Genomic DNA, 22,507 nt, shown 5'->3' with positions numbered 1-22,507 from the left:
GGGCTGTCACGTATGTTGAATATAACCAAAATATACAGAACGTTGCCCATGAAAAAATCGTTAATCAGCCTGGTTATTGCTCTGTCCGTTTGTGCCTGCAGCACTTCCCAGCCTTCCGGTGAAACCGGCTCTGATTCAGCTCCTGCATACCAGAACAATGACCTTGATATGCCAACGCGGGTTCGGGATTTGGTCTCACGCATGACGCTGAATGAAAAAGTGGGCCAGATGTACAACGATGCCCCGGCCATCGAGCGACTTGGCATTCCTTCCTACGATTACTGGAACGAAGCGTTGCACGGCGTTGCCCGTGCCGGGCACGCCACCGTATTCCCGCAGGCCATCGGTATGGCGGCCATGTGGAACCGCGAATTGCTGTTTGATGTGGCCAGCACCATATCTGATGAGGGCCGCGCCAAACACCATTACTTTGCCAGCCACGACGCACGCTATCGCTACACCGGCCTGACATACTGGTCCCCTAACATCAATATTTTCCGAGACCCACGCTGGGGGCGAGGCCAGGAAACCTACGGAGAAGACCCTTACCTCACCGGCGAACTGGCGGTGCAGTTTATTCACGGGCTGCAAGGTGACGACGAACACTATTTAAAATCGGCCGCCACCGCGAAACATTTTGCGGTGCACAATGGCCCGGAAATTTCGCGCCATTCTGACAATTATGTGGTCAGCCCCAAAGACCTCTACGAAACCTACTTGCCTGCGTTTGAAAAAGCCATTGTGGAAGGCGATGTTGAAGCCGTTATGTGCGCCTACAACCGCGTTAACGGCTCTCCCGCCTGCGGCAGTGAAATGTTGCTGAAAGAGATATTGCGTGGAGAATATCAGTTCGACGGACATGTGATGTCGGACTGCGGTGCCATCGCAGACTTTTTCGATACCGAAGCTCATAACGTAGTGCGCTCCCCTGCCGTTGCCGCAGCCTGGGCGGTCACCGCAGGAACAGATCTTAACTGCGGCACCGGCAGACGCAGTGTATTTGCCAACCTGGTTTGGGCAGTACAAAAAGGGCTGCTCAGCGAAGAACTCATCGATCAAGCGGTAGAGCGACTGTTTATGACCCGATTCAAATTAGGGCTGTTTGATGCACCGGATCGCGTTCCCTACAGTAAAATTCCGTTGGATTCTGTCAGCTCAGACGCTCACCTTAAACTGGCGCAAACAGCTACAGAGCAGTCCTTAGTATTGTTGAAAAACGACGGCATTTTACCTCTTAAAACCGGGGTAAAAGTTGCGGTCATCGGCCCCAACGCCACCAACCAGGATGTATTGCTGGGCAATTACAACGGTCTGCCCACCCAGCCGGTAACGCCCCTTCAGGGCATCATCAAACAGGTTGGTGCCGACAATGTCACTTACGCGCCAGGCAGCCCCATCATCGCTGATGTTTATGGCCACTGGCAGGTATTGGACAGGTCCGTACTCTTTCATGAAGACACCAGCGGAAATCTGCAACCCGGCCTGAACGCCGACTACTATGCGGTTGAGCGCCTGCCAGTTTCCGATTTCACCAACTTGCGCGGCTCTGCCAACTGGGCACAGACTCCTTCGGCTTCCCGCGTCGAAACCAGCATGAGTTTTTACTTTGAACGCTCCCCGGTAAACGATGAGGTGCTGGGCAATTTTGGGGCTGTATGGTCTGGCCTGCTGATACCCAAAACATCTGGCAGTTATCGCTTCAATACCCAGGGCGAGCTTTACCTGGACGGTGAAAGGGTAACCGCTGCGGTACCACTGCAGGCAGGCGTGCAATACGAGATTCGTGTACAGCAGTTGTTTATCAACGATTTAATGGAAAACACGGCGGCAATGACTGACCAGTTCTGGGCCCTGGAGTGGGTGAATGAGTCCCGCGACCTGCTTGCAGAAGCCTTGACGGCCGCCCAATACGCTGACGTTATTGTGGTAGCCGCAGGCATTTCACCGCGTATCGAGGGCGAAGAAATGCCGGTAAAGCTGGAAGGGTTCAATTATGGCGACAGGGCAGACATCGATTTACCCGATGTGCAGCAGCAACTGATTCAGGCACTGCATAAAACCGGCAAACCCATGGTGCTGGTCAATTTCAGCGGCAGTGCCATGGCACTGAACTGGGAGAACGAAAATGTAGACGCGATTGTCCAGGCCTTCTACCCAGGTGAGGCTACGGGTACTGCGCTGGCAAGAATCCTATGGGGAGAAGCCAATCCGTCCGGGCGTTTGCCGGTGACGTTTTACAGGAATCTGGAGGGCTTCGCCCCGTTTGACGACTACAACATGGAAAACCGCACCTACAAGTATTTCGACGGTGAGGTGCTATATCCCTTCGGCCACGGGCTGAGCTACAGCGATTTCCGTTATGAAGCGCTTAAGGCCCCCTCAACGCTTGAGAGGGGGCAGGATCTGACACTAACCGTAACGCTAAGTAATCTCAGTGACATCGCCGGCGAGCAGGTCACTCAAGTATATGTGCAAATGCCTGACGCACCGGTTCGGGTTCCGAATACAGAACTGAAGGGCTTTACCCGCAGCGCACTTAATGGCGGCGAGTCGCAGGAGGTCAGCATTAACATTCCGGCAAATGAACTGGTTTACATAGATGAAAAAGGGAAAAAACAACCTTATACCGGCGCACTGAAAATCAGTATCGGCGACGGTCAGCCGGGGTATGCGGGGCAGGGCAAAATTCAGACTTCGGTGGTTACCATTCAGTGAACCAACTGCTCTGGTCAAAAAGCACCAAAAATCAGGGCCGCAGTTGCGGCCCCTTACATCATTCCATTATCGGAAAGCTTCGTCAGCGGCAATCGCTGCCAGTGCTTTTGGAGTAAGCTGCATTTGCTGCCACCAGCTCTCATCGGCGGCAATCAGGCCTTGCTCATCTATGGGTGGGTAAGGAATGCCTTTCTGCTTGCACATTTTTTGTAATCTTGGGTAGCCCCCTTCAAACAAAATGCGCTGGCATTCCTTTTCAGGTAAATGCTGCCTGTTATACATGCCCGCTTCTTCGCGCTGGCGCTGGGCTTCATACAATACGAGCGCTGCCGCTACAGACACGTTCAGCGACTGCACCATACCTACCATAGGGATCACAATGTCCTGATCCGCCAATGCAATAGCCTCATCGGTGGCACCGTACTTTTCCTGCCCGAACAGGATGGCGGTAGGCCTGGTGTAATCCACTTCACGAAAATCCACAGCCCTGTCAGACAGATGCGTAACCAGCACCTGCATATTCTGGCGCTTGAGGTGGCTGACTGCGTCCCCAATAGATTCATGGTTGTTGACCCGAACCCATTGCTGACTGCCCATCGCAGTGCCACCGCGTAGCTTGTATTGCTGCTCCCACACGGTATGCACCCGGTGAACGCCAATAGCGTCGCACGTTCGCACCACCGCAGACACATTGTGGGGTTTGTGCACATTTTCCAAACATACCGTCAGATCCGTCTGCCGTTTGGCCAGCACATCCCTGATGCGCTGATAACGTTCTGGCGACATGATTTTACTCCGGCAGTTCCATGATCCCGTCGATTTCGATTTGTGCACCCTTCGGTAACTCTTTAACACCGATGGCAGCGCGGGCAGGATAAGGCTTGTTGAAATACTTGCTCATAATTTCGTTAACCGTGGCGAAGTGAGCAAGGTCGAGCAGGAATATATTCACCTTCACCATATCGTTGGTGGTTCCACCAGCCGCTTCACAAACGGCCTTAATGTTTTCAAACACCTGGGTAGCCTGCTCGGCAAAATTTTCGGAAACCATCTCCATGGTTTCTGGAACCAACGGGATTTGCCCGGACAAATACACGGTAGTTCCGGCTTTTACTGCCTGGCTGTAAGTTCCAATCGCCTGTGGCGCACGATCCGTTTGAATAATGGCTTTGGACATAATGTATCCTGTTGTTGATTTTAATGTTTGGACTGACTGTGCCGCGATACTTTTTGTACTTGTGGCATGCTTCTGATTTTTCGCATGATGCGGGCCAGATGCACACGATTGTGGGTGGTCAGTTCAATATCGATAAAATAGATATTACTCTCTTTCTCTTCGGTTTGCAGACCCACAATGTTGGAATCGCAACCGGAAATCATATTTGTCAGTGTGGCCAGCGTGCCCTGATGATTAAACAACTCAATGCGCAAAGAGGCCTTAAAATCGCCCTGCGCTTCGTGTTCCCAGTTCATTGGCAGTACCCGCTGAGGCTCTTCACGGGACAAACGGCGAATGTTCTTGCAACCGGTCTGATGAATGGCCATCCCCCGGCCGGGGCTGAGTACCGCCACTATTTCATCATCTGGGATAGGGTGACAGCAACGCGCATAATGCACCAACAGGCCTTCAGTACCACGTATGGCAACGGTTCCCTTTTTGTCCGGCAGGTCTTCGGACTCACCCAGCAGACGACGGGCTACAATCGCACTCAACTCGTTGCCCAGGCCAATATCCACCAGTAACTCGTCAAAGTTATTGTGCTTGGTTTCCAGTACAACCCGATCAATATCGTGCTGGGGAATGTCATCCAGTTTTACGCTGCCCAGCGCATGGCGTAACAACCGGTTACCCATATTCACCGCTTCTTCAGAGTGCTGGCGACGCAGATACTGGCGAATGCGAGTACGGGCCCGGGCACTGACCACAAAATTCAGCCAGTTGGCATTCGGCTTAGCCTTGGGCGAGGTGATTATTTCCACCGTCTGGCCATTTTCCAGCGGTTTGCTGAGGCTGTAGTTTCGGCGCTCAACCCTGACTCCAACGCAGGTATTACCTACATCGGAATGCACTGCATAGGCAAAGTCCACTGGAGTGGCGCCCATTGGCAATTCTATGATTCGCCCGTCCGGGGTAAAGACGTAAATCTCCTCCGGGAACAGGTCGGTTTTCACTGACTCAATAAATTCGAAAGACGAACTGGCGCTTTGCTGCAATTCCAGCAGCGACTGCATCCATTTTCTGGCTCTCAACTGAGCGGTGGTATCACTGTCGCCCGGTTCCTTGTAAAGCCAGTGCGCTGCCACCCCTTTATCTGCCATGTGATCCATCGCCTCAGTACGAATTTGCACTTCCACCGGTATACCGTGCGGGCCAATCAACGACGTGTGCAGCGACTGATAGCCGTTGGTGCGTGGAATGGCGATGTAATCCTTGAAACGGGTTTCGATGGGCTTATACAGACTGTGCATGGCACCGAGCGAGCGGTAGCAGTTGTCGAGCGAGTCCACCACAATACGGAAAGCGTAGATATCCATTACCTCATTGAACATCAGTTCCTTGTTTTTCATTTTGCGGTAAATGGAATACAGATGCTTCTCGCGCCCCACGACCCGGGCAGAAATCTTATATTCATCAAGGCGGGTGGACAGTTCTTCACGAATGTTGTCAATAATTTCCCTACGGTTACCCCGCGCCTGTTTAACGGCGGTTCTCAGCGCCCGGTGCCGCATAGGGTACATGGCGAGAAAGCCCAGATCTTCGAGTTCGTTCTTGATGTCGTGAATACCCAGACGATGGGCAATGGGAGCGTAAATTTCGAGGGTTTCAAGTGCAATACGGCGGCGTTTGTCCGGCCTCAGAGCCCCGAGAGTACGCATATTGTGAGTTCGATCGGCCAGCTTGATGAGGATCACACGGATGTCCTGCACCATGGCCATCATCATTTTGCGAAAATTTTCCGCCTGCGCTTCCTGTTTGGTGCTGAACGCAATTTTGTCGAGCTTACTGACCCCTTCCACCAGTTCGGCTACCGTATCGCCGAAGGCATCGGCCAAATCGTCCTTACTGTAATGAGTGTCTTCGATAACATCATGCAGCAGGGCGGCCATCAGGGTTTCATGATCCAGATGCATATCAGCCAGAATCCCTGCCACAGCAACAGGGTGGGTGATATAAGGGTCACCGCTTGAGCGCATCTGACCATCGTGAGCTTCATGGGCCAGAACGAAAGCGTCCTGAACCAGTTGCACACGGTCTGGTGGCAAGTATTCAGAAATTTTTTGTTTCAGACCTTCAAACAGATACACGGCGACAGCTGGGATCCACTAATTAAAAAAGAACAGACAGAATACGAAGAAACAGTTTCGTTGCCAATGCAAAAACGCCAGTGGCGACAAAAGTGCTCACTGGCGTTTGTTTATACTTTTTTACAAGCAGCGTGGTTTACTGTTCTGACAGAATATTCGCCACAGATGCGAATTCAACGCGCTCCTGCTTTTCCTGTTCGCGGATTTCATCCCGCTCCAGAGTGCTGGCATCCACCAGGCCTTCTTCGATTTCACGCAAAGCGGTAACAGTGGGTTTGTCGTTTGCAACATCCACCATTGGCTCTTTGCCTTCAGTAGCAATTTGACGAGCACGACGTGCAGCAACCAGAACCAGGTCAAAACGGTTTCCAATTTTATCAACGGCGTCTTCTACAGTTACGCGAGCCATGTAATTCTCCGAAGTGAAAATGAGCGACAGTTACCCACAATAGTATGCCCGATTCACCGGGCCGGGCAAGCCAGCGGCTTTCAAACCCATGGGTATTTATACAAAAACGGCCGCGTAGTATATAGCACAAGCCATTTGTGTCCTAGTAATTTGTGTATTTTTCTAGCAAATCCGGGGCGTTCAGCGTTCATTGTTGCCCAGCAACCCCTGAACCAGGGCAGCATGGCGCAACTGCTGTTTGTTCAACCGCAGGCGCTGGGCCATCACAATGGATTCCAGTTCCGCCAGTGCATCGGTGAAATCATCATTGATGATCACATAGTCAAACTCGTCATAATGAGACATTTCCGACACCGCCTCACGCATACGCCCGGCAATCACCTCATCGCTGTCCTGGCCCCGGCCGGTCAACCTTTGCTGCAACACTTCCAGCGATGGGGGCAGAATAAATACCGTACAGGTATCCGGCATCAGCGCCTTAACCTGGCGGGCGCCCTGCCAGTCAATATCCAGAAATACGTCAATTCCTTTGTGCAGGGTTTGCTCGATGGTCACCCTTGAAGTGCCGTAATAATTGCCAAACACTTCGGCGTATTCAAAAAACACCCCTTGTTCGATCAACGCTTCAAAGGTTTCATGGCTGACAAAATGATAGTGAACGCCGTCTGTTTCCCCCGGCCTGGGGGCCCGTGTGGTATGAGACACCGAAACCTGCATTGGGAAACGCTCAGGCTGAGGATGCTTTTCCAGTAACGCTTTTATCAGGCTGGATTTACCTGCTCCGGAGGGAGCAGCAAGAATAAACAGGTTGCCAAGTAGTGAAGCCATAAGATAGGTTGTTGTTATCGTTCAGGTGGTGGTCATTTCAGACGGCAATGGTAGCATAGTATGCACTCACCAGGGTACAGGGAAGCCTGTAATTCGTCGTCAACCGGCCAGTTAGATTGGGTTTCGGTAACCGGCTTCCCCCGTTCAGCAGCGGTCGCCCGGGTCCACCAAACAGAAAACTCAAAGGAAAGCTCATTGCATGGCTGAATCTTTATTGCCTTTTGTCGAAGTCTCACCCGCTGGCGAAGCAGACGCCTGCGTAATCTGGATGCACGGCCTGGGTGACTCCGGCCACGGTTTTGCTCCCATTGTACCGGAACTTAAACTCCCACAAAGCATGAATGTGCATTTTGTTTTTCCCCATGCGCCGGAACGGCCGGTCACCATCAACGGCGGGATGCGCATGCGGGCCTGGTACGACATCAAATCACTGGACTTCAACAGCCGCGCGGATGCCGAAGGCGTGCGCCAGTCCGCCGCCCAGGTCGAACGCCTTATCGACGCCCAGATAGCGAAAGGGATAAGCAGCGAGCGCATTGTACTGGCGGGATTCTCCCAGGGCGGAGTGATTGCGCTGCACCTGGCAGCGCGACTGGACAGGAAACTCGCCGGGGTTATGGCATTATCGACCTACCTCAGCGAACCAGACAAACTCAGCGAAGAAGCCATCGCAACCAACAAGTCCACCCCCATACTCATGGCCCACGGTGAGCAGGACGAGGTGGTTCCGGTATTCCTCGGCCAGGCGGCCTACAAAATCTTCGCCGATAACGGATTTAACGCCGAGTGGCGTACCTACCACATGCAGCACAATGTTTGCCTGCAGGAACTCAGAGACATCAGCGCGTTTTTGCAAACCGTGCTGGCCTAAACGGTGCCGGCAAAGGCCGGCACTGGAGCTATCACCACGAATAGCGCTAAAATACGTTTTTATTTCCGAATTGCATTACTGTCAGGTAAGTTATGACCCAACCTCAGGATTCCCTTTGCGGCCACCGAACCATTCGAATTGCCACCCGCAAAAGTGCACTCGCACTATGGCAAGCCGAATACGTTCGCGACCAGTTACTCGCCCACCATCCACAGCTTTCGGTTGAACTGGTGCCTATGAGCACCCAGGGCGACAAAATTCTCGATACACCACTGGCCAAAATTGGCGGCAAAGGGCTGTTCATCAAAGAACTGGAAATTGCCATGCTGGAAGGGCGTGCTGACATTGCGGTGCATTCCATGAAAGACGTGCCAGTAACCTTCCCGCAGGAATTTGGCCTGCACGCCATATGCGAACGGGAAAACCCTTTTGATGCGTTCGTTTCCAACCAGTTCGACCAGCTCGACGCTTTACCACAGGGTGCCGTGGTGGGTACATCCAGCCTGCGTCGCCAGTGTCAGTTGCGCAAATATCGCCCGGATCTGCAAATCAGGGATTTGCGCGGTAACGTCAACACCCGGCTGGCGAAACTCGACAACGGCGAGTACGACGCCATCATTCTCGCATCAGCGGGTTTGATTCGTCTGGGCATGCAGGACCGGATCCGTCAGCAATTGCCTGCCAACATCTCGTTACCTGCGGTTGGTCAGGGTGCAGTGGGGATTGAATGCCGAAATGACGATACACAGCTGATTGAACTGCTCAGCGCCCTGCACCACCCTGAAACCGGCTGGCGGGTCACGGCTGAGAGAGCCATGAATGCACGTCTGGAAGGGGGATGCCAGGTGCCAATCGGCAGCTTTGCAACCCTTGAAGGCAATACGCTGACACTCACCGGCATGGTAGGCCAGACCGACGGTTCTGAACTGCTGTTTGCCAAAGCCAGTGGCGCTGTTGCCGACGCTGAACAGGTTGGCGTATCTGTGGCAGAGAGCCTGCTTGCCCAGGGAGCTGGCAGTATTCTCGCCGCACTGCACAACTAAGCCATGTATCTGCTCACCCGCCCGGCTCCCAAACTGCAAACCAGTACAGCGGCCTTTCGTGCCGCCGGGCTGGCCGTGACGGGTGTTGCCCCTCTGGACATCCGCTTTGATTCAGAAGTGATTGAGCAGTTACGGCAAACTCTGGCTGCCAGCAACGTCGATACGCTGATTGTTACCAGCACCTTCGCCGCCGAGGCACTTCTTACTCTCTCACTTAGGGTTGAAACCTCACCTACTCTCATCGCCGTGGGTTCCAGTACCGCCGCTTTACTGAGAACGGCAGGCCATATGGTTACTGTTCCTGCCAGCCAGGATTCCGAAGGCGTGCTTGAAACAGCGCAACTTAAACAGGCAAAAGGCCAGACACTGGTTATCATTAAGGGGCGAGAGGGGCGAACGTTGATTGCGGACTCACTTCGGGCAGGCGGTAACACCGTTGTCGAAATGCCGGTGTATTTTCGCAAAATGTTACCCTCTCCTGTTACCACAAATGATTGGCAATGGCCTGATGTAAAAGGCATTATTACCACGAGTGCAGAAATGGCCCAATCAATGTTTGATAGTTATCCTGCTGCTCCGTTGCTCAATATTCCCTGGTTGGCGGTCAGCAATCGGGTGGCTGATACTGTAAAAGCAAACGGGGTGGCGCGGGTCGGGGTATGCCAAGGCGCCAGCGACACTGCACTGATACACTGGGTTAAGGAGAATTGGGAGTAATGCATGGTCGATAACGACAACAAGGCCACCGACAATGAAGCCCCTGTACCGGCACAGGGCACCGAGCCAACCTCGCCAGACACACCAATTTCTGAGCCTGTAGAGCAAAGCCCGTCACCACAGACATTTGGCCTGTGGGCGGTGTTATTGCTTACCCTCCTGCTGACACTGGCGCTCGGAGCAGCAGGCTACTGGTACTACACCCACAAGCAGGACAACAACCAGGCACTGCTCGAAACGCAACAAAACCAACAGTTGCGAATGGCAGCACTGGATGAGGAAAACCGCCGTCTGCAACAACAACTCGCCAGCCTGGAAAGCAGTAAAGCTGAGTTAGGGCAAGCAGTAAATGAACTCATGGCGACCACTGAATCGCTGCGCCGCCAGACCGAACTGGCCTTGGGCCAGATCAATAATCTCGACGGCCACCGCCCGTCCGACTGGCTGCTGGCGGAAGCCGATTATCTGGTTCGTATGGCGGGTCGCAAGGTATGGCTGGAAAAAGACCTGCGCACCGCTCGCATGCTGCTGCAAAATGCCGACCAGCGCCTTAAGGAACTCGACGACCCCTCGGTGCTGCCCATACGCGCACTGATAGCCCAGGACATCCAGACAATCAGCCAGATCAATCCGGTTTCCCGTACCTCTGTCGCCCTGGCCCTTTCCGGCATGATTTCACAGGTAGAAAACCTGCCTGTGGCGGCTTACGAACATCAGGTCGATACCGGCTCGCAGGCAACCAGCGAGGTTTCGGATTCTGTCAGTGACTGGCAGCAAAACCTGCTCAGTGTATGGGATTCTTTAGTCGAGGATTTTATCAGTGTAAGGCGGGTTGATACGCCCATTGAACCCGTTTTGGATGCACGCCAGGAATTCCTGCTGCAGGAACAGCTCAAACTCAACCTGATGCAGGCCCAGTCCGCTGCTATCGGCGCCCAAGCCGCACTGTATGAGCAGTCATTGCAAAGCGCAATGAAGATTGTGATTGAACAGTATGACCTGCAGAACAGTCAAGTCAGCGGGTTCGTCAGCAGCCTGCAAAATTTGCTCACTACCGATATCAGCGAGTCGTTACCGACAGAACTCGCGGCCCAGAAACCTTTGCAGGATCTGGTCGATGCCCGGGTAAAGCAGGCCTATGGTGAGGGGGCATTGTCGTTATGAAGCGGCTTATCATTGCCCTGCTGGTGCTCGCTGCGGTATTGCTGGCCATGTTGATTGCCCCCCAACTGATTGGCGACAAAGGCTACGTATTGATCTCCATGGGCAACCTGGTTATTGAAATGAGCGTTGTCAGCCTTGCCATTACTGTGTTCGTTGCTGCCATAGCATGGTGGGTCATTCGCCGCCTGCTGAGACGCTTTTTTGGCTTATTCCGTGGCTCCCACCAATGGTTTGGCAGCCGCAGTGAACGAAAGCGCCAGCGCGCCTTTTACCGTGGCCTGCAGGCGCTGGCAGAAGGCCAGTTGGAGGATGCACGCAATGCTCTGATGGCTACCACCGACGGCGATTTTGACGGCATCAACTACCTTGCCGCCGCACAGGTTGCGCGCATCCAGCGCAAACCCGAGCGGGTACGCTATTTGTTACAGCAGGCCGCCGAGTATTCAAACTCGAAGGTTGCTGCGACCCTGTCACTGGCGCGCATGGAACTGGACGCCGGGCAACCCGAAAACGCGCTTGGCCTGCTTAACGGGCTGGGTGATTCTCAGCAAACGCACCCCCAGGTGGTACGTCTGAAGGCAGAATCTCTGGCAGCAGCCGGGCAGTGGCAACAGCTGCACGAACGCTTGCACGAGTGGAAAAAGCCGCTCAAGGACGATTATGTCAAATGGGCCAGACAGGTTGCCGAAGGGAAATTTGCTGAAATAGCCAGTAAAGAGGGCGCTAACGGCCTTAAGCAATACTGGCAAGACCTACCGCGTAAAATGCGCCATGATCCGGCCTATCAGGCTGCATACGTAACGCAGTTACTCGAACAGGGCATGCACAATGATGCCCAGGACTGCCTGCTCGAATGGCAGAAAAAAGGCCCTGAACCACTGCTTTTCCCGCTGTTTAAGGCATTAAGGTTGCGTGACCCGTCTCCCACTATCCGGCAGCTGGAAAAATGGATAAAGCAGGACGACCAAAACGCAGAGCTGTTTTCAACCCTCGGCCATGTAGCCCTTCACTCAGGCGACACCGCACTGGCGGAAAAAGCCCTGATGCGTGCAGTAAGGCTGTCAGAAAACAGTGAAGATTTAATGGCGCTTTCACACTTGAGGGAAAGCCAACACGACTCCGTACAGGCGCTTTCGCTGTACAAGCAGGGCATCGAACTGGCCCAGAGTCGCTAACAGGAGTTGGGCCTGCTTGCAGGCCCGCAGACTGATGACAAACTACTGCGCTTGAAATTACGGCGTCAAAAGTCTTCTCAAAATCCTCATTTACCATTTGTAAACTGCGGTTTTTCGGCGACTTTTTCCTTGCACTTTCTTCGCTCGCTACGTTTGTCTCCAGTCTGCAGAGTGTTTAATGTGAATAGCCAGACTTTATCAACACTCTGTGGGCCTGCTTGCAGGCCCGGTTCGATTAAATCAGTACGTTCACAAGAACCGCAATGGCGTAAGCCATCACGCCGTAAGCCACGTACAATCCCCAGGCCAACTTGCTGCTGCCGGTTTCACCGCGAATCATGGCGACCGTTGCCACACATTGCAGTGCCACAACGTAAAACAATACCAGTCCGAGACCAGCACCCAGGGTGAGACCATCTGCCTGCACTTTTTCAGCCAGACCGGCAACGTTGTCCTCGGCGTCGTCCATACCGAACAGTGTACCCAGAGCGCCGACAAACACTTCCCTGGCCAGAAACGACATCAGAATGGCCACACCGTATCGCCAGTCGAGGCCCAGCGGAGCGAAAACAGGTTCAATATAATGGCCTACTGCACCCAGCCAGGAGTTTTCCAGGCTTGAGTTGAGTGGAAAATAGCCCAGCACCCAAATACCAACCGAAACCACAAAGATAATGGGAGCTGCCCGCTTGATGAACATCCAGCCACTGTTGGCAACCCTGTGCATCAGAGGCTTCCAGTGAGGCATGCGATAGGTGGGCAACTCAAGAATAAACGGCATGTCCGACTGTTCCAGATCTCTGGGCAGTAAACGGTTCAAAACCTGGCTAACAATGAGCGCCATGACGATACCAAACAGATACAGGCCAAAAAATGCCGCCCCCTGAAGGTTAAACATTCCCAGAAATGTGGCATTGGCCGGCACCAGAACGGCTATCAGCAAGGCATATACCGGCAGTCGTGCAGAACATGACATTAACGGAATCGTCATCATGGTAATCAAGCGCTTGTGGGGAGACTCTATGGTTCTCGCAGCCATGATGGCCGGGATCGCACACGCATGGCCAGACAGATAGGGAATAAAACTTCGCCCGGATAACCCTACAAAGCTCAGGGGCCGGTGGCACATCAGCGCAGCCCGGGCAAGGTATCCACTGTCTTCAAGCAGCCCGATTATCAGCGTCAGCACCATAATCTGCGGCACAAAAACCAGAAATGAACCCACACCGCCGAATATGGCGTCATTGAAGAAATCTGCCACAACACCTTCTGGCAAAAGCGCGGCAAAGCCCACAGCCGTGTCACCTATCAAGGCTTCGACACCATCCATCAGTGGCGCTGCTAGAGTAAAAATACTCTGAAACAACACAAACATCACCGCCAGAAATACCAGGCTTCCCGACCAGCTGTTGAGGAGGAAGCGGTCTACGCTGTTCTGGTTTTTCAGCACCACGTCCAGTTGAATGCCAAATTTCGAGGCCAGTTCGCGGCTGCGCCTGACCGTGGATTCTGCGCTGGAGTCGCTGTGGGAGACCCGGTGCAGCTGCGGTGCCCTGGCCATTTCCAGCATGGTCTGTTTGAATTCGTGCAAGCCGTCGAGGGTACGGGCAGACAGCGCCACCACCGGGCTACCCAGTTCTTCACTCAGCGCCCAGGTATCGATGTCTTCACCAAAGCGCCGGACTTCATCAATAAAATTAAGGGCAAACAGCACAGATTTATTGTGTTCGCGGGCCAACTTCTGTACCTGCAATCCCACTACCAGGCTACGCTCAAGGCGGGTTGCATCCAGCAGACACAAAACCAGCGCGGTATCCTCACTTTCTACCGCCCGCTTGATTTCAGCCACCGCGATCTCTTCATCACGGGTCAGCCCACTCAATGAATAGGTTCCGGGTAAATCAACTACCTCAAACTCTTCACACCGGCCCCGTTTCACCTCAACGGTTACGCCGGGGTAATTCGCCACTTTCTGCCGTAATCCGGTGAGCTGGTTGAACAACAAACTTTTACCCGAATTGGGTTTACCCACCATTAAAATGCGCTGCATGCGGAATACTTACCTTCTGGAATTGGAACTACTGCGGGCTCAGGGCTGAACTTCGATCTGGATCTTGGATGCCAGGTCCTGCTCGATAGCAAATACAGAACCACCCAACTGCATGACAATCGGACCGCCCAACGGCCCCTTTCGGACGCACTGAATGGCACTGCCGACGTCAATGCCCATTTCAGACAGGCGCAACATGACATTGTCACACAGGTTCTGGTGAATAGAGGTAACCCTGGCCTGTTGTTTGCTCGACAATTCCCACAAAGTCATTGTATTTTCTCAACGTTGATTAAACGACGAAGGGCGAGTTTATACCGTACTTTCCATAACTCACCGGCGTTATACGCCACCCTCGAAAATGAAATAGCAATCATTTCCATTCAGGCTACCAAAATTCAGCGCTTACCACCAGCTATCGAAAGCGGTTTTCCCTGGCAGTCGCAGAGATTTCGTTACTCAGGCTGGCTAATGCATTCAAATCGTGTACTTTTACGTTGGCACCTTTAAAATGGTTTTCCCCAATTCAATGAGCTGGTCATGGAAAAACGCCCTACCATCAACGATGTAGCCCGTCTTGCCGGTGTATCCAAGCGCACGGTGTCGCGGGTCATTAATGGCGCCAGCAATGTGGGCGAATCCACTCGCCGGAACATTCAAAGGGTCATTGATGAGCTGGGTTTTTCACCGGACAAACAAGCCAGAGGGCTGGCTGCCAGCCGTTCCTACCTGCTGGGTTTGATTTACGACAATTCAGATGCCCTGTTCATCGACCAGATCCAACGTGGCGCACTCGATGTCTGTGCCCGCAGCGGTTACGAACTGGTGGTGCATCCGTGTGACTCAGGCGCAGCCGACCACGCAGAAAAATGCGTTTCTTTTGTCCAGCGCTCCAACATCGATGGCGTGATTATTCTTCCTCCGTTGTCAGAATCCGTTGCGCTGGCCGCCGTGCTTCGACAGCGAAAGATACACTATGTGCGCCTGGCCTCTTTGGACCTGGATGATCACACCAACATTGTGGTGTCGGATGATCGCGCAGCAGTCAGTGAACTTGCGCGCTATCTGGTCTCGCAGGGGCACACCAGTATCGCCGTCATCACCGGCCCAATGCACTACCACTCGTCGGCAGAGCGCCTGGAGGGACTGACCGAAACGTTGGCTGCGCTGGGAGGAGAAGTACCTCAAAGCCACATTTTTGAAGGCAATAATACGTATAAAAGTGGGGTTGAAGGTGCCCGAAGTCTGTTACAGATGACACCCCGCCCACGAATGATTTTCGCCAACAATGATGAAATGGCGGCCGGTGTATTGCGGGTCGCACACGAAATGGGCATTGCCGTACCTGATGAGTTGTCGGTCGCGGGCTTCGATGACAACTTGCTGGCATCGAGGATGATTCCCTCACTGACCACAGTCAGGCGACCGGTCGCAGCTATGGCATCGCTTGCAGCGCAAAAAATTATTCGCAAAATTGAAAATTCCGCAGATGTGGAAACCGACAGTTACCAGGTAAGATCGCAGTTGATCATCCGAGAATCCACCCGCAAAACAGCGAAATAAAGCCAGTGGAGTCAAAAATATTTACGATCCCCCGACTTGTGCCACCGGTGGCAATGATGTAAAAATAGGGTTAACTTTAGTCGCACTGAAAGCGCAGATCCTTCGCAAAGCCAGAGAGTACTATGCACCCAATATTACTTCATGATGACCGTCTGTTTCCGGTTGAGGAAAAAACCCGGGCTATCGCCAGGGCACTGTATCAGTCGGTATGCAACCTGCCGATAATAAGCCCCCACGGCCATACAGACCCCCGCTGGTTTGCCTATGACAACAATTTTGGCAACGCTACCGAACTGCTCATTACCCCCGACCATTACGTGTTTCGCATGCTCTACAGCCAGGGTATAGCACTGGAAAGCCTCGGCATTCCGCGCTGGGACGGCGGAAACACCGAGCGCGACCCGAAAAAAATCTGGCAGCTGTTCGCCGATCACTACTACCTGTTTGCCGCAACCCCTTCGAGGTTGTGGCTCGATACGGTATTCAAACAGGTTTTCGGGCTTACAGACATGCTCTGCTCTGGCAATGCCATGGCTTATTACGATCACATAACCGCCGAACTGGCAAAACCCGGGTTCAAACCCCGCGCACTGATGGATCGCTTTAATATCGAGGTTATTGCCACCACTGAAGGTGCGCTGGACCCGCTGACCCATCACGGCACCCTCAAGGGCACAGGGTGGGATAAGCGGGTAATAACCACATTCCGCCCCGACGATGTGGTTGATGCCTCACGAGAAGATTTCGTTGCCAACATCGCAGCACTTGGCGAACTGACCGGCGAAGACACCCAAACCTGGCAAGGCTACCTGAATGCCCTCAGAAAGCGCCGTGAAGTGTTTCGCCAGCACGGTGCTACCGCCACGGATCATGGCCACCCGACCGCCGCTACCGCCGACCTCTCTGCAAGCCAGTGCGAGGCGCTTTATGCCAGGGTCATCAGCGGCGAGTCCGGTGCCGAAGAACAGGAATTGTTTCGTGCCCAGATGCTCACCGAACTTGCCGGCATGAGCGTGGAAGACGGCATGGTGATGCAGATCCATCCAGGGTCATTTCGCAATCACAACCAGCCCCTGTTTGCCCAGTTTGGCCGCGATAAAGGGCATGACATCCCTATGCAGACCGATTACGTCAACGGGCTCAGGCCATTGCTCAACAAATACGGGAACGAGCCCGGCCTCAGCATAATACTGTTCACCTTGGACGAAACCGTTTATGCCCGGGAACTGGCGCCTCTGGCGGGCCATTACCCGAGCCTGAAACTCGGCCCGGCATGGTGGTTCCACGACAGCCCGGAAGGGATGCTCAGGTTTCGTCACCAGGTAACCGAAACCGCCGGTTTCTACAATACGGTAGGGTTTAACGATGATACCCGTGCGTTTTTGTCGATACCCGCCCGCCACGACGTCGCCCGCCGCATTGATTGCCGCTTTCTGGCCCAACTGGTGGTGGAACACCGCCTCAGTGAACAGGAAGCTGCCGAGCTGGCCGTTCAGCTCACCTACAAACTGGCCAAGCAAGCCTACAAGCTGGGGTAATTCTGTATGACGAAATTAAACCTGAATTCGTTAGCCCAGGTGAATAAAGCGGTAAAGCTACCGCCCTACAACCTCGCAACCACCGGCTGTGGCATTGTGCACATTGGGCCGGGAGCGTTTCACCGTGGTCACCAGGCGGTGTATACAGAGCTTGCAATGGCTTATGGTGGCAACTGGCGTATTAAAGCGGTATCCATGCGCAGCCGTTCATTGAAGGAAAAACTGGCTTCGCAGGACAACCTGTATTCTCTAGTGATTCTGGATGAGGAGCCCTACACCCGGATCGTAGGCGCGATAGATGACGTGCTGGTGCTGGATGAGGACCGTGAAGAAGTGATGGCTTGCCTGTGCAGTCCAGAGACCTTTATCGTTTCGCTGACCATTACAGAAAAAGGCTATTGCCTGAACAGCAATGGCACACTGGATTTTTCCAACCCAGATATCGTTGCCGACCTCAAGAACCCAAGCATTCCGGTCTCCGCCATTGGTTTGCTGGCCGAAGCACTGAGACTGCGGCAACAGAGCGGTTTACCACCTATCACCATCATCAGCTGCGATAACCTTTCGGACAATGGCAGCAAACTGCGTGACGCGGTAATCAGCTTTGTCGCCTGTTCCAATGCGAGCCTGGCTGAGTGGATTGGGCAGAACATCTGCTTTCCCAACACCATGGTTGACAGCATCACTCCGGCAAGCGACGAAGCCTTGCTGCAACTGGCCGAAGCTCAGACAGGCCTCAGCGATGCATGGCCAATTCAACGGGAAGCCTTTGCCCAATGGGTCATCGAAGATAAATTCAGCGGCCCGCGGCCAGCGTGGGACAAAGTGGGCGTCACCTTTACCAGTGACGTCAGCCTGTTTGAAAAAGCCAAACTGCGCATTCTGAATGGCACTCATTCCACCCTCGCTTACGTGGGAAGCCTTGCAGGGCTGGACACCGTTTACAGTGCCATTAGCCAGCCTGCCATCGAAGGCTTCATTAGTTCGCTGCTCAAAGAAGAAATTCTGCCGTCCATCCAGGCTGTGGGCCAGATTGATCTGGACGCGTATGCTCAAGCCATTATCCAGCGTTACCACAACCCACACATAAGGCACCTGCTGGCACAAATTGCTTGGGACGGCTCGCAAAAACTGCCCGTACGCATTCTCAACACCATTCGCGACAACCTTACAGCAGGGAGAAGCATTCAGAAGCTGTGTGTACCCATTGCTGCCTGGATCCTGTTTATCGCCCGGCAGATTAAGCAGGGAGCAACACTCACCGACCCCATGTCTGAAACACTGACCGGATTGGCCGTAAAGCATCAGGGCGAGACAGAAGAGCTGGCCAACCGCATCCTTGATTTGGAGCAGGTTTTTGCTGAATTGAGCGAGAATGGCGCATTTCGCGAGTCTGTAATTCAACAGCTTCGACGCCTTTCAGAAATCACTGGTGACAACCTGAATGATTGCCTGGTAGCGCTTTGATGCGAGCAGTATTCCTGAGGTAGCGACATCGTATTAACTGTAAACCAGCAGGATAAATCTGAACGCTACGAAAGTGCGCCCCTTGCTATGTGTCAAAGGGGCGCACCTTGAGAACCAGCAGCCCCGCCAGTAACAAAGGTACGGCAAATAGCAGGAACAGTTGATACATGGTCCATTGAGTATTGACCAGATAGCCCGCCACAACCGGTGAAAGAATTGCGCCTGTCCGGCCAAGTCCCGCACCCCAGCCAAGCCCTGTCGCCCGCACTCCAGCCGGATAGGCACGGGCTGCCACCGCATACATGGCTGCAAAGGCACCCTGCAGCAAAAAACCGACTCCAAAGATCATCCCGTTGAGCAGATACAAATCACGGGGCTGCTGCAGATACAACAAGCCCATCAGCATGGCCGCTCCGGCAAAATACCCACACACAGGGCGTACCAGTGCCATTTTGGTACTGAGCAGGCCAATCACCAGAATTCCTGCAACCGCGCCCAGGTTGTGCATGGTCAGGGCCTCAATGCCTTCTCTGCGGGAAAAACCGCTATTTACGAACAGAGTGGGGATCCAGGAAAGCAGAAAATAAACCGACAAAAAACCCATAAAGTAGATTGCCCAGATACGCAGTGTAGTTGCGGTTAAGCCCTGCTCAAACAGATTCCGCACATGCCCCGCTTTGGATTCGCCAATCTCAGCGGGAGGCAGCGAATGCAATGGTGCGCACCGCATTCGCTGAAGAACCCGGTTTATAAGTAACAGACGCTTTTGTTCATTAAGACGGCTTGAAGCCAGATATTCGACCGACTCAGGCAAACCCCAGTAAATAAATACAGCCATCAGCATCGTAACGAGGCCGCCATAGATAAACAGCATCTGCCAACCCTGGACGGGAATAATCGCATTCGCCAGCGGGCCCGCCAGCATGGCACCGAAAGGGTAACCCATGATAATGAAAGTAACCGCCGCACTGCGCAGCCGCTGGGGCGCAAACTCGCTGCCGATCGCTGCCGTGTTCGCAAAAATCACACCGATACCTATCCCGGATAAAAATCGCACCACAATAAGCAAAGTTACAGATTCCGGGATCAGGCCAGTGAGCAACAAAGACAATGCGGTATTTACAGTGGCAAACAATATCAGCCTGCGGCGCCCATAGGCGTCTGCCAGTGGTGCCAGCAGCATGGCACCTAACGTCATACCAACCAGTGCCGCACTCAGAATGTAGCCTTTCTGGGTAGGGGAAATCTGCCACTCTGCCGTAAGAGATGGCAGAGCCACAGACATGGCAACCACATCAAAACCGTCCAGTACATTGAGCAGAAATGCAATCAGAAAAACGACCCACTGGGTCGGGGTGATCTCACTGTTGTTGAGCTGATCCTGCACTTGAGCAAGCACGGCACTGCGCATATTCATTCCTTAAATTTGGCGAGTCACAACCTTAAGAAACTTCAGTATAGAGCATTCATCTGTACGCCTTTTCAAATTAGGCACAATCAAAAGAACAATTTTCCACTTGAATGCGCAATTGATAATCATTATCATTTGCATATTCAAACAAGAACTTGGAAAGTCATGCTGAATTCAACTCGCACTGCTCTGATTGCCGCCACACTCACTGCACCGGCATACGCTCAACAAGCCATTGAGGTTATTGAAATTACTGCAACGCGCGCGCCGATTGCGCAAAGCGCCATTCCATCGACCATTACGGTTATCAGCGGCGATGACATTCGCCAGCAACTGAACGTCAGTCAGTCACTGTCGGATATACTGGGTAACATGATCCCGGCATTCTCACCCTCTCGGCAAAAACTCACCAGCGCGGGTGAAACCCTGCGAGGACGGGAGCCTCTGTACCTGATAGACGGCGTTCCCCAGTCAAACCCTCTGCGCAACGGTTCCCGCGCAGCTTATACCATTGACCCTTTCATGATTGAGCGAGTCGAGGTTATCCACGGCGCCAGCGCCATCCAGGGCATGGGTGCCAGTGGTGGTATCATCAATATCGTAACCAAGTCTGCTGAGCAGGGCACTTCCCAGCAGGTTACCGCTGGTGTGATGGCCCCCACCAGCAACAGCTCTGACGGCATGTCCTATCAAACCGGCTACCTGCTAACCCACAGCCAGGACAAATGGCGTCTGGTGCTGGGAGCCCAGGCCAGGGACACTGGCGTGTACGTTGACGGTAACGGCGATTTGATTGGGGTGGACGGCGTACAGGGTGACACCATGGACTCAACCAGTTATGACCTGTTCGGCAAACTTGGCTACCAGTTCAACAACACACAGTCCGTCGAACTGATGATCAACCATTTCAATATGGCCGGGCACGGCGATTTTGGTTCCGTTGATGGCGACCGGGCAGAAGGCATTCCGGCAGTTTCAGTAAAAGGCGGTCTCGAAGGTGAAGCGCCGGAAAACGAAGTAACCACCAGCAGCCTGACCTATCAAAACGATGATATTATCGGCGCCATCCTGACCTGGCAGCTGTTTCTGCAGGACTTTTCCGCGCTGTATGGCGGTGGCCGTTACGCCACCTTCCAGGACCCGGCATTTGGCGACAATATCTTCGACCAGTCCCGTAACGATTCGCGTAAGTACGGGTCGCGCCTTACCCTGAACTGGCGCAATGTAGCCAGCAGCCCGATAGACGTTAGCGCCGGGGTGGATTTCCTCAATGACACCACCTTTCAGGAGCTGGCACAAACTGGCCGCAAATGGGTACCGGACACCGAGTTTGTCAACTGGGCCCCCTATGCCCAGGCACGATACCAGCACCAGGGCCTGACCCTCAGCGCAGGCGTGCGCTATGAGTACGGCAAACTCAAGGTGGATGATTTTGTCACCCTGGCTGCCTACGACAGCACTTTTGTGGCTGGCGGCGAGCCTTCTTTCAACGATCTGTTACCCAACCTGGGGGCGGTCTACGCCATCAATGATCAGTGGCGGGTATTTGCCAGCTATTCTGAAGGATTCAGTATGCCGGATGTAGGGCGGGTGTTACGCGGTATCAACCAGCCCGGACTGAGTGTCAGCAGTTTCCTCGACCTGCAGCCGGTCATCGCCGACAACCAGGAAGTGGGAATAGAATACGCCGGCAAATCACTCAATCTGAATCTGAGCTATTTCCGTTCCGACTCGGATTTAGGTGCGCGCCTGTCGGCCGATGCAGAAGGCATCTACTCTGTCATGCGTGAAAAGACCGAAATTGATGGCCTGGAAGCCAGTGCGACCTATGCAATTAACCACCAGGCCAGTGTAGGTTTCAGCTACGCCGATACCAATGGTGAATACGACAGCAACAACGACGGTGTGGTGGATCAGTCGCTGGGCGGCCGCAACATAGCACCCCGTCGGCTGAACCTGTTCTGGGACCAGCAGTGGACTCCAATGCTCACCAGCCGTCTGCAATGGAGCCAGCTGTTTGATGAGCGCGTAGACACTAACCAGAACCCCATCAACAACTTTGACGGCTATGGCTTACTGAGCACCAGCATCAATCTGGACACTCAATCGGCTGGCAGCTTTTCGCTGGGAATTGAGAACCTGCTCGATGAGTTCTACTTTACCTACTACGCCCAGACCGTTGGCGGCGACAATCGCAACTTTGCCGGTCGCGGCCGCACCGTTAACATTAACTGGCTTTACAACTGGTAA

The 22,507-nt window shown here is 53.5% G+C and carries 18 protein-coding genes; 10 read left to right on the top strand and 8 right to left on the bottom strand.

The window, feature by feature from the left end; genetic code table 11:
- Window positions 1-48 precede the first annotated feature (48 nt).
- Window positions 49-2,715: a glycoside hydrolase family 3 C-terminal domain-containing protein gene (locus DXV75_RS09300; RefSeq protein ID WP_115593328.1), complete on the top strand. Its 2,667-nt coding sequence runs from the start codon at window positions 49-51 to the stop codon at window positions 2,713-2,715.
- Between the two features lie 66 nt (window positions 2,716-2,781).
- Here the strand turns inward: DXV75_RS09300 and trmH are convergent, their stop codons facing one another.
- The 5 genes from trmH to gmk all read right to left on the bottom strand — a co-directional run bounded on the left by trmH (window position 2,782) and on the right by gmk (window position 7,258).
- Window positions 2,782-3,501: a tRNA (guanosine(18)-2'-O)-methyltransferase TrmH gene (gene trmH, locus DXV75_RS09295; protein WP_115593140.1), complete on the bottom strand. Its 720-nt coding sequence runs from the start codon at window positions 3,499-3,501 to the stop codon at window positions 2,782-2,784.
- A gap of 4 nt (window positions 3,502-3,505) precedes the next feature.
- The gene (locus tag DXV75_RS09290) at window positions 3,506-3,892 is read right to left on the bottom strand and encodes a RidA family protein (RefSeq protein WP_115593139.1); all 387 of its coding nucleotides are present in this window, start codon (window positions 3,890-3,892) and stop codon (window positions 3,506-3,508) included.
- 20 nt (window positions 3,893-3,912) lie between these two features.
- On the bottom strand, window positions 3,913-6,021 hold the full coding sequence (spoT, locus tag DXV75_RS09285) for a bifunctional GTP diphosphokinase/guanosine-3',5'-bis pyrophosphate 3'-pyrophosphohydrolase (RefSeq protein ID WP_115593138.1): 2,109 nt from the start codon (window positions 6,019-6,021) through the stop codon (window positions 3,913-3,915).
- A 136-nt stretch (window positions 6,022-6,157) separates the two neighbouring features.
- Window positions 6,158-6,430 (bottom strand): DNA-directed RNA polymerase subunit omega, encoded by a 273-nt coding sequence (rpoZ, locus tag DXV75_RS09280; protein WP_115593137.1) that lies wholly within the window; start codon window positions 6,428-6,430, stop codon window positions 6,158-6,160.
- A 180-nt stretch (window positions 6,431-6,610) separates the two neighbouring features.
- A complete protein-coding gene (gene gmk, locus DXV75_RS09275) occupies window positions 6,611-7,258 on the bottom strand; it encodes a guanylate kinase (protein ID WP_115593136.1) in 648 nt (215 codons plus the stop codon).
- Between the two features lie 199 nt (window positions 7,259-7,457).
- Here gmk and DXV75_RS09270 point away from each other — a divergent pair, with 199 nt between their 5' ends.
- The 5 genes from DXV75_RS09270 (at window position 7,458) to DXV75_RS09250 (ending at window position 12,228) form a co-directional block, all read left to right on the top strand.
- A complete protein-coding gene (locus tag DXV75_RS09270) occupies window positions 7,458-8,129 on the top strand; it encodes an alpha/beta fold hydrolase (RefSeq protein ID WP_115593135.1) in 672 nt (223 codons plus the stop codon).
- A gap of 92 nt (window positions 8,130-8,221) precedes the next feature.
- Complete coding sequence (gene hemC, locus DXV75_RS09265; protein ID WP_115593134.1) at window positions 8,222-9,172, top strand: hydroxymethylbilane synthase; 951 nt, start codon at window positions 8,222-8,224, stop codon at window positions 9,170-9,172.
- A 3-nt stretch (window positions 9,173-9,175) separates the two neighbouring features.
- Entirely contained in the window at window positions 9,176-9,889 is a 714-nt protein-coding gene (locus DXV75_RS09260) for a uroporphyrinogen-III synthase (protein ID WP_115593133.1), read from the top strand.
- 3 nt (window positions 9,890-9,892) lie between these two features.
- Window positions 9,893-11,053: a uroporphyrinogen-III C-methyltransferase gene (locus DXV75_RS09255; protein ID WP_115593132.1), complete on the top strand. Its 1,161-nt coding sequence runs from the start codon at window positions 9,893-9,895 to the stop codon at window positions 11,051-11,053.
- Window positions 11,050-12,228 (top strand): heme biosynthesis HemY N-terminal domain-containing protein, encoded by a 1,179-nt coding sequence (locus DXV75_RS09250; RefSeq protein ID WP_115593131.1) that lies wholly within the window; start codon window positions 11,050-11,052, stop codon window positions 12,226-12,228. The genes DXV75_RS09255 and DXV75_RS09250 overlap by 4 nt, the downstream gene beginning before the upstream one ends.
- A 235-nt stretch (window positions 12,229-12,463) precedes the next feature.
- On the opposite strand, the gene feoB is transcribed toward DXV75_RS09250, so the two are convergent.
- Together feoB and DXV75_RS09240 are read right to left on the bottom strand one after the other, a co-directional pair.
- Window positions 12,464-14,278 (bottom strand): ferrous iron transporter B, encoded by a 1,815-nt coding sequence (gene feoB, locus DXV75_RS09245; protein ID WP_115593130.1) that lies wholly within the window; start codon window positions 14,276-14,278, stop codon window positions 12,464-12,466.
- Between the two features lie 39 nt (window positions 14,279-14,317).
- Window positions 14,318-14,551 (bottom strand): FeoA family protein, encoded by a 234-nt coding sequence (locus DXV75_RS09240; RefSeq protein WP_115593129.1) that lies wholly within the window; start codon window positions 14,549-14,551, stop codon window positions 14,318-14,320.
- A gap of 267 nt (window positions 14,552-14,818) precedes the next feature.
- Between DXV75_RS09240 and DXV75_RS09235 the strand changes: the two genes are divergently transcribed.
- The 3 genes from DXV75_RS09235 (at window position 14,819) to DXV75_RS09225 (ending at window position 18,846) form a co-directional block, all read left to right on the top strand.
- Window positions 14,819-15,841: a LacI family DNA-binding transcriptional regulator gene (locus DXV75_RS09235; RefSeq protein ID WP_115593128.1), complete on the top strand. Its 1,023-nt coding sequence runs from the start codon at window positions 14,819-14,821 to the stop codon at window positions 15,839-15,841.
- Window positions 15,842-15,963: 122 nt separating this feature from the next.
- On the top strand, window positions 15,964-17,379 hold the full coding sequence (gene uxaC / locus DXV75_RS09230; RefSeq protein WP_115593127.1) for a glucuronate isomerase: 1,416 nt from the start codon (window positions 15,964-15,966) through the stop codon (window positions 17,377-17,379).
- Window positions 17,380-17,385: 6 nt separating this feature from the next.
- Window positions 17,386-18,846, top strand: coding sequence for a mannitol dehydrogenase family protein (locus DXV75_RS09225; protein ID WP_115593126.1), 1,461 nt, complete (start codon window positions 17,386-17,388; stop codon window positions 18,844-18,846).
- A gap of 85 nt (window positions 18,847-18,931) precedes the next feature.
- On the opposite strand, the gene DXV75_RS09220 is transcribed toward DXV75_RS09225, so the two are convergent.
- A complete protein-coding gene (locus DXV75_RS09220) occupies window positions 18,932-20,257 on the bottom strand; it encodes an MFS transporter (RefSeq protein ID WP_181898394.1) in 1,326 nt (441 codons plus the stop codon).
- A gap of 165 nt (window positions 20,258-20,422) precedes the next feature.
- Here DXV75_RS09220 and DXV75_RS09215 point away from each other — a divergent pair, with 165 nt between their 5' ends.
- A complete protein-coding gene (locus tag DXV75_RS09215) occupies window positions 20,423-22,507 on the top strand; it encodes a TonB-dependent receptor (RefSeq protein WP_115593124.1) in 2,085 nt (694 codons plus the stop codon).

Source organism: Alteromonas aestuariivivens (assembly GCF_003367475.1).
GTDB lineage: Bacteria > Pseudomonadota > Gammaproteobacteria > Enterobacterales > Alteromonadaceae > Alteromonas > Alteromonas aestuariivivens.
Note: the sequence above shows the minus strand (reverse complement) of the source record. Positions and strands in the feature narration are given on the sequence as shown.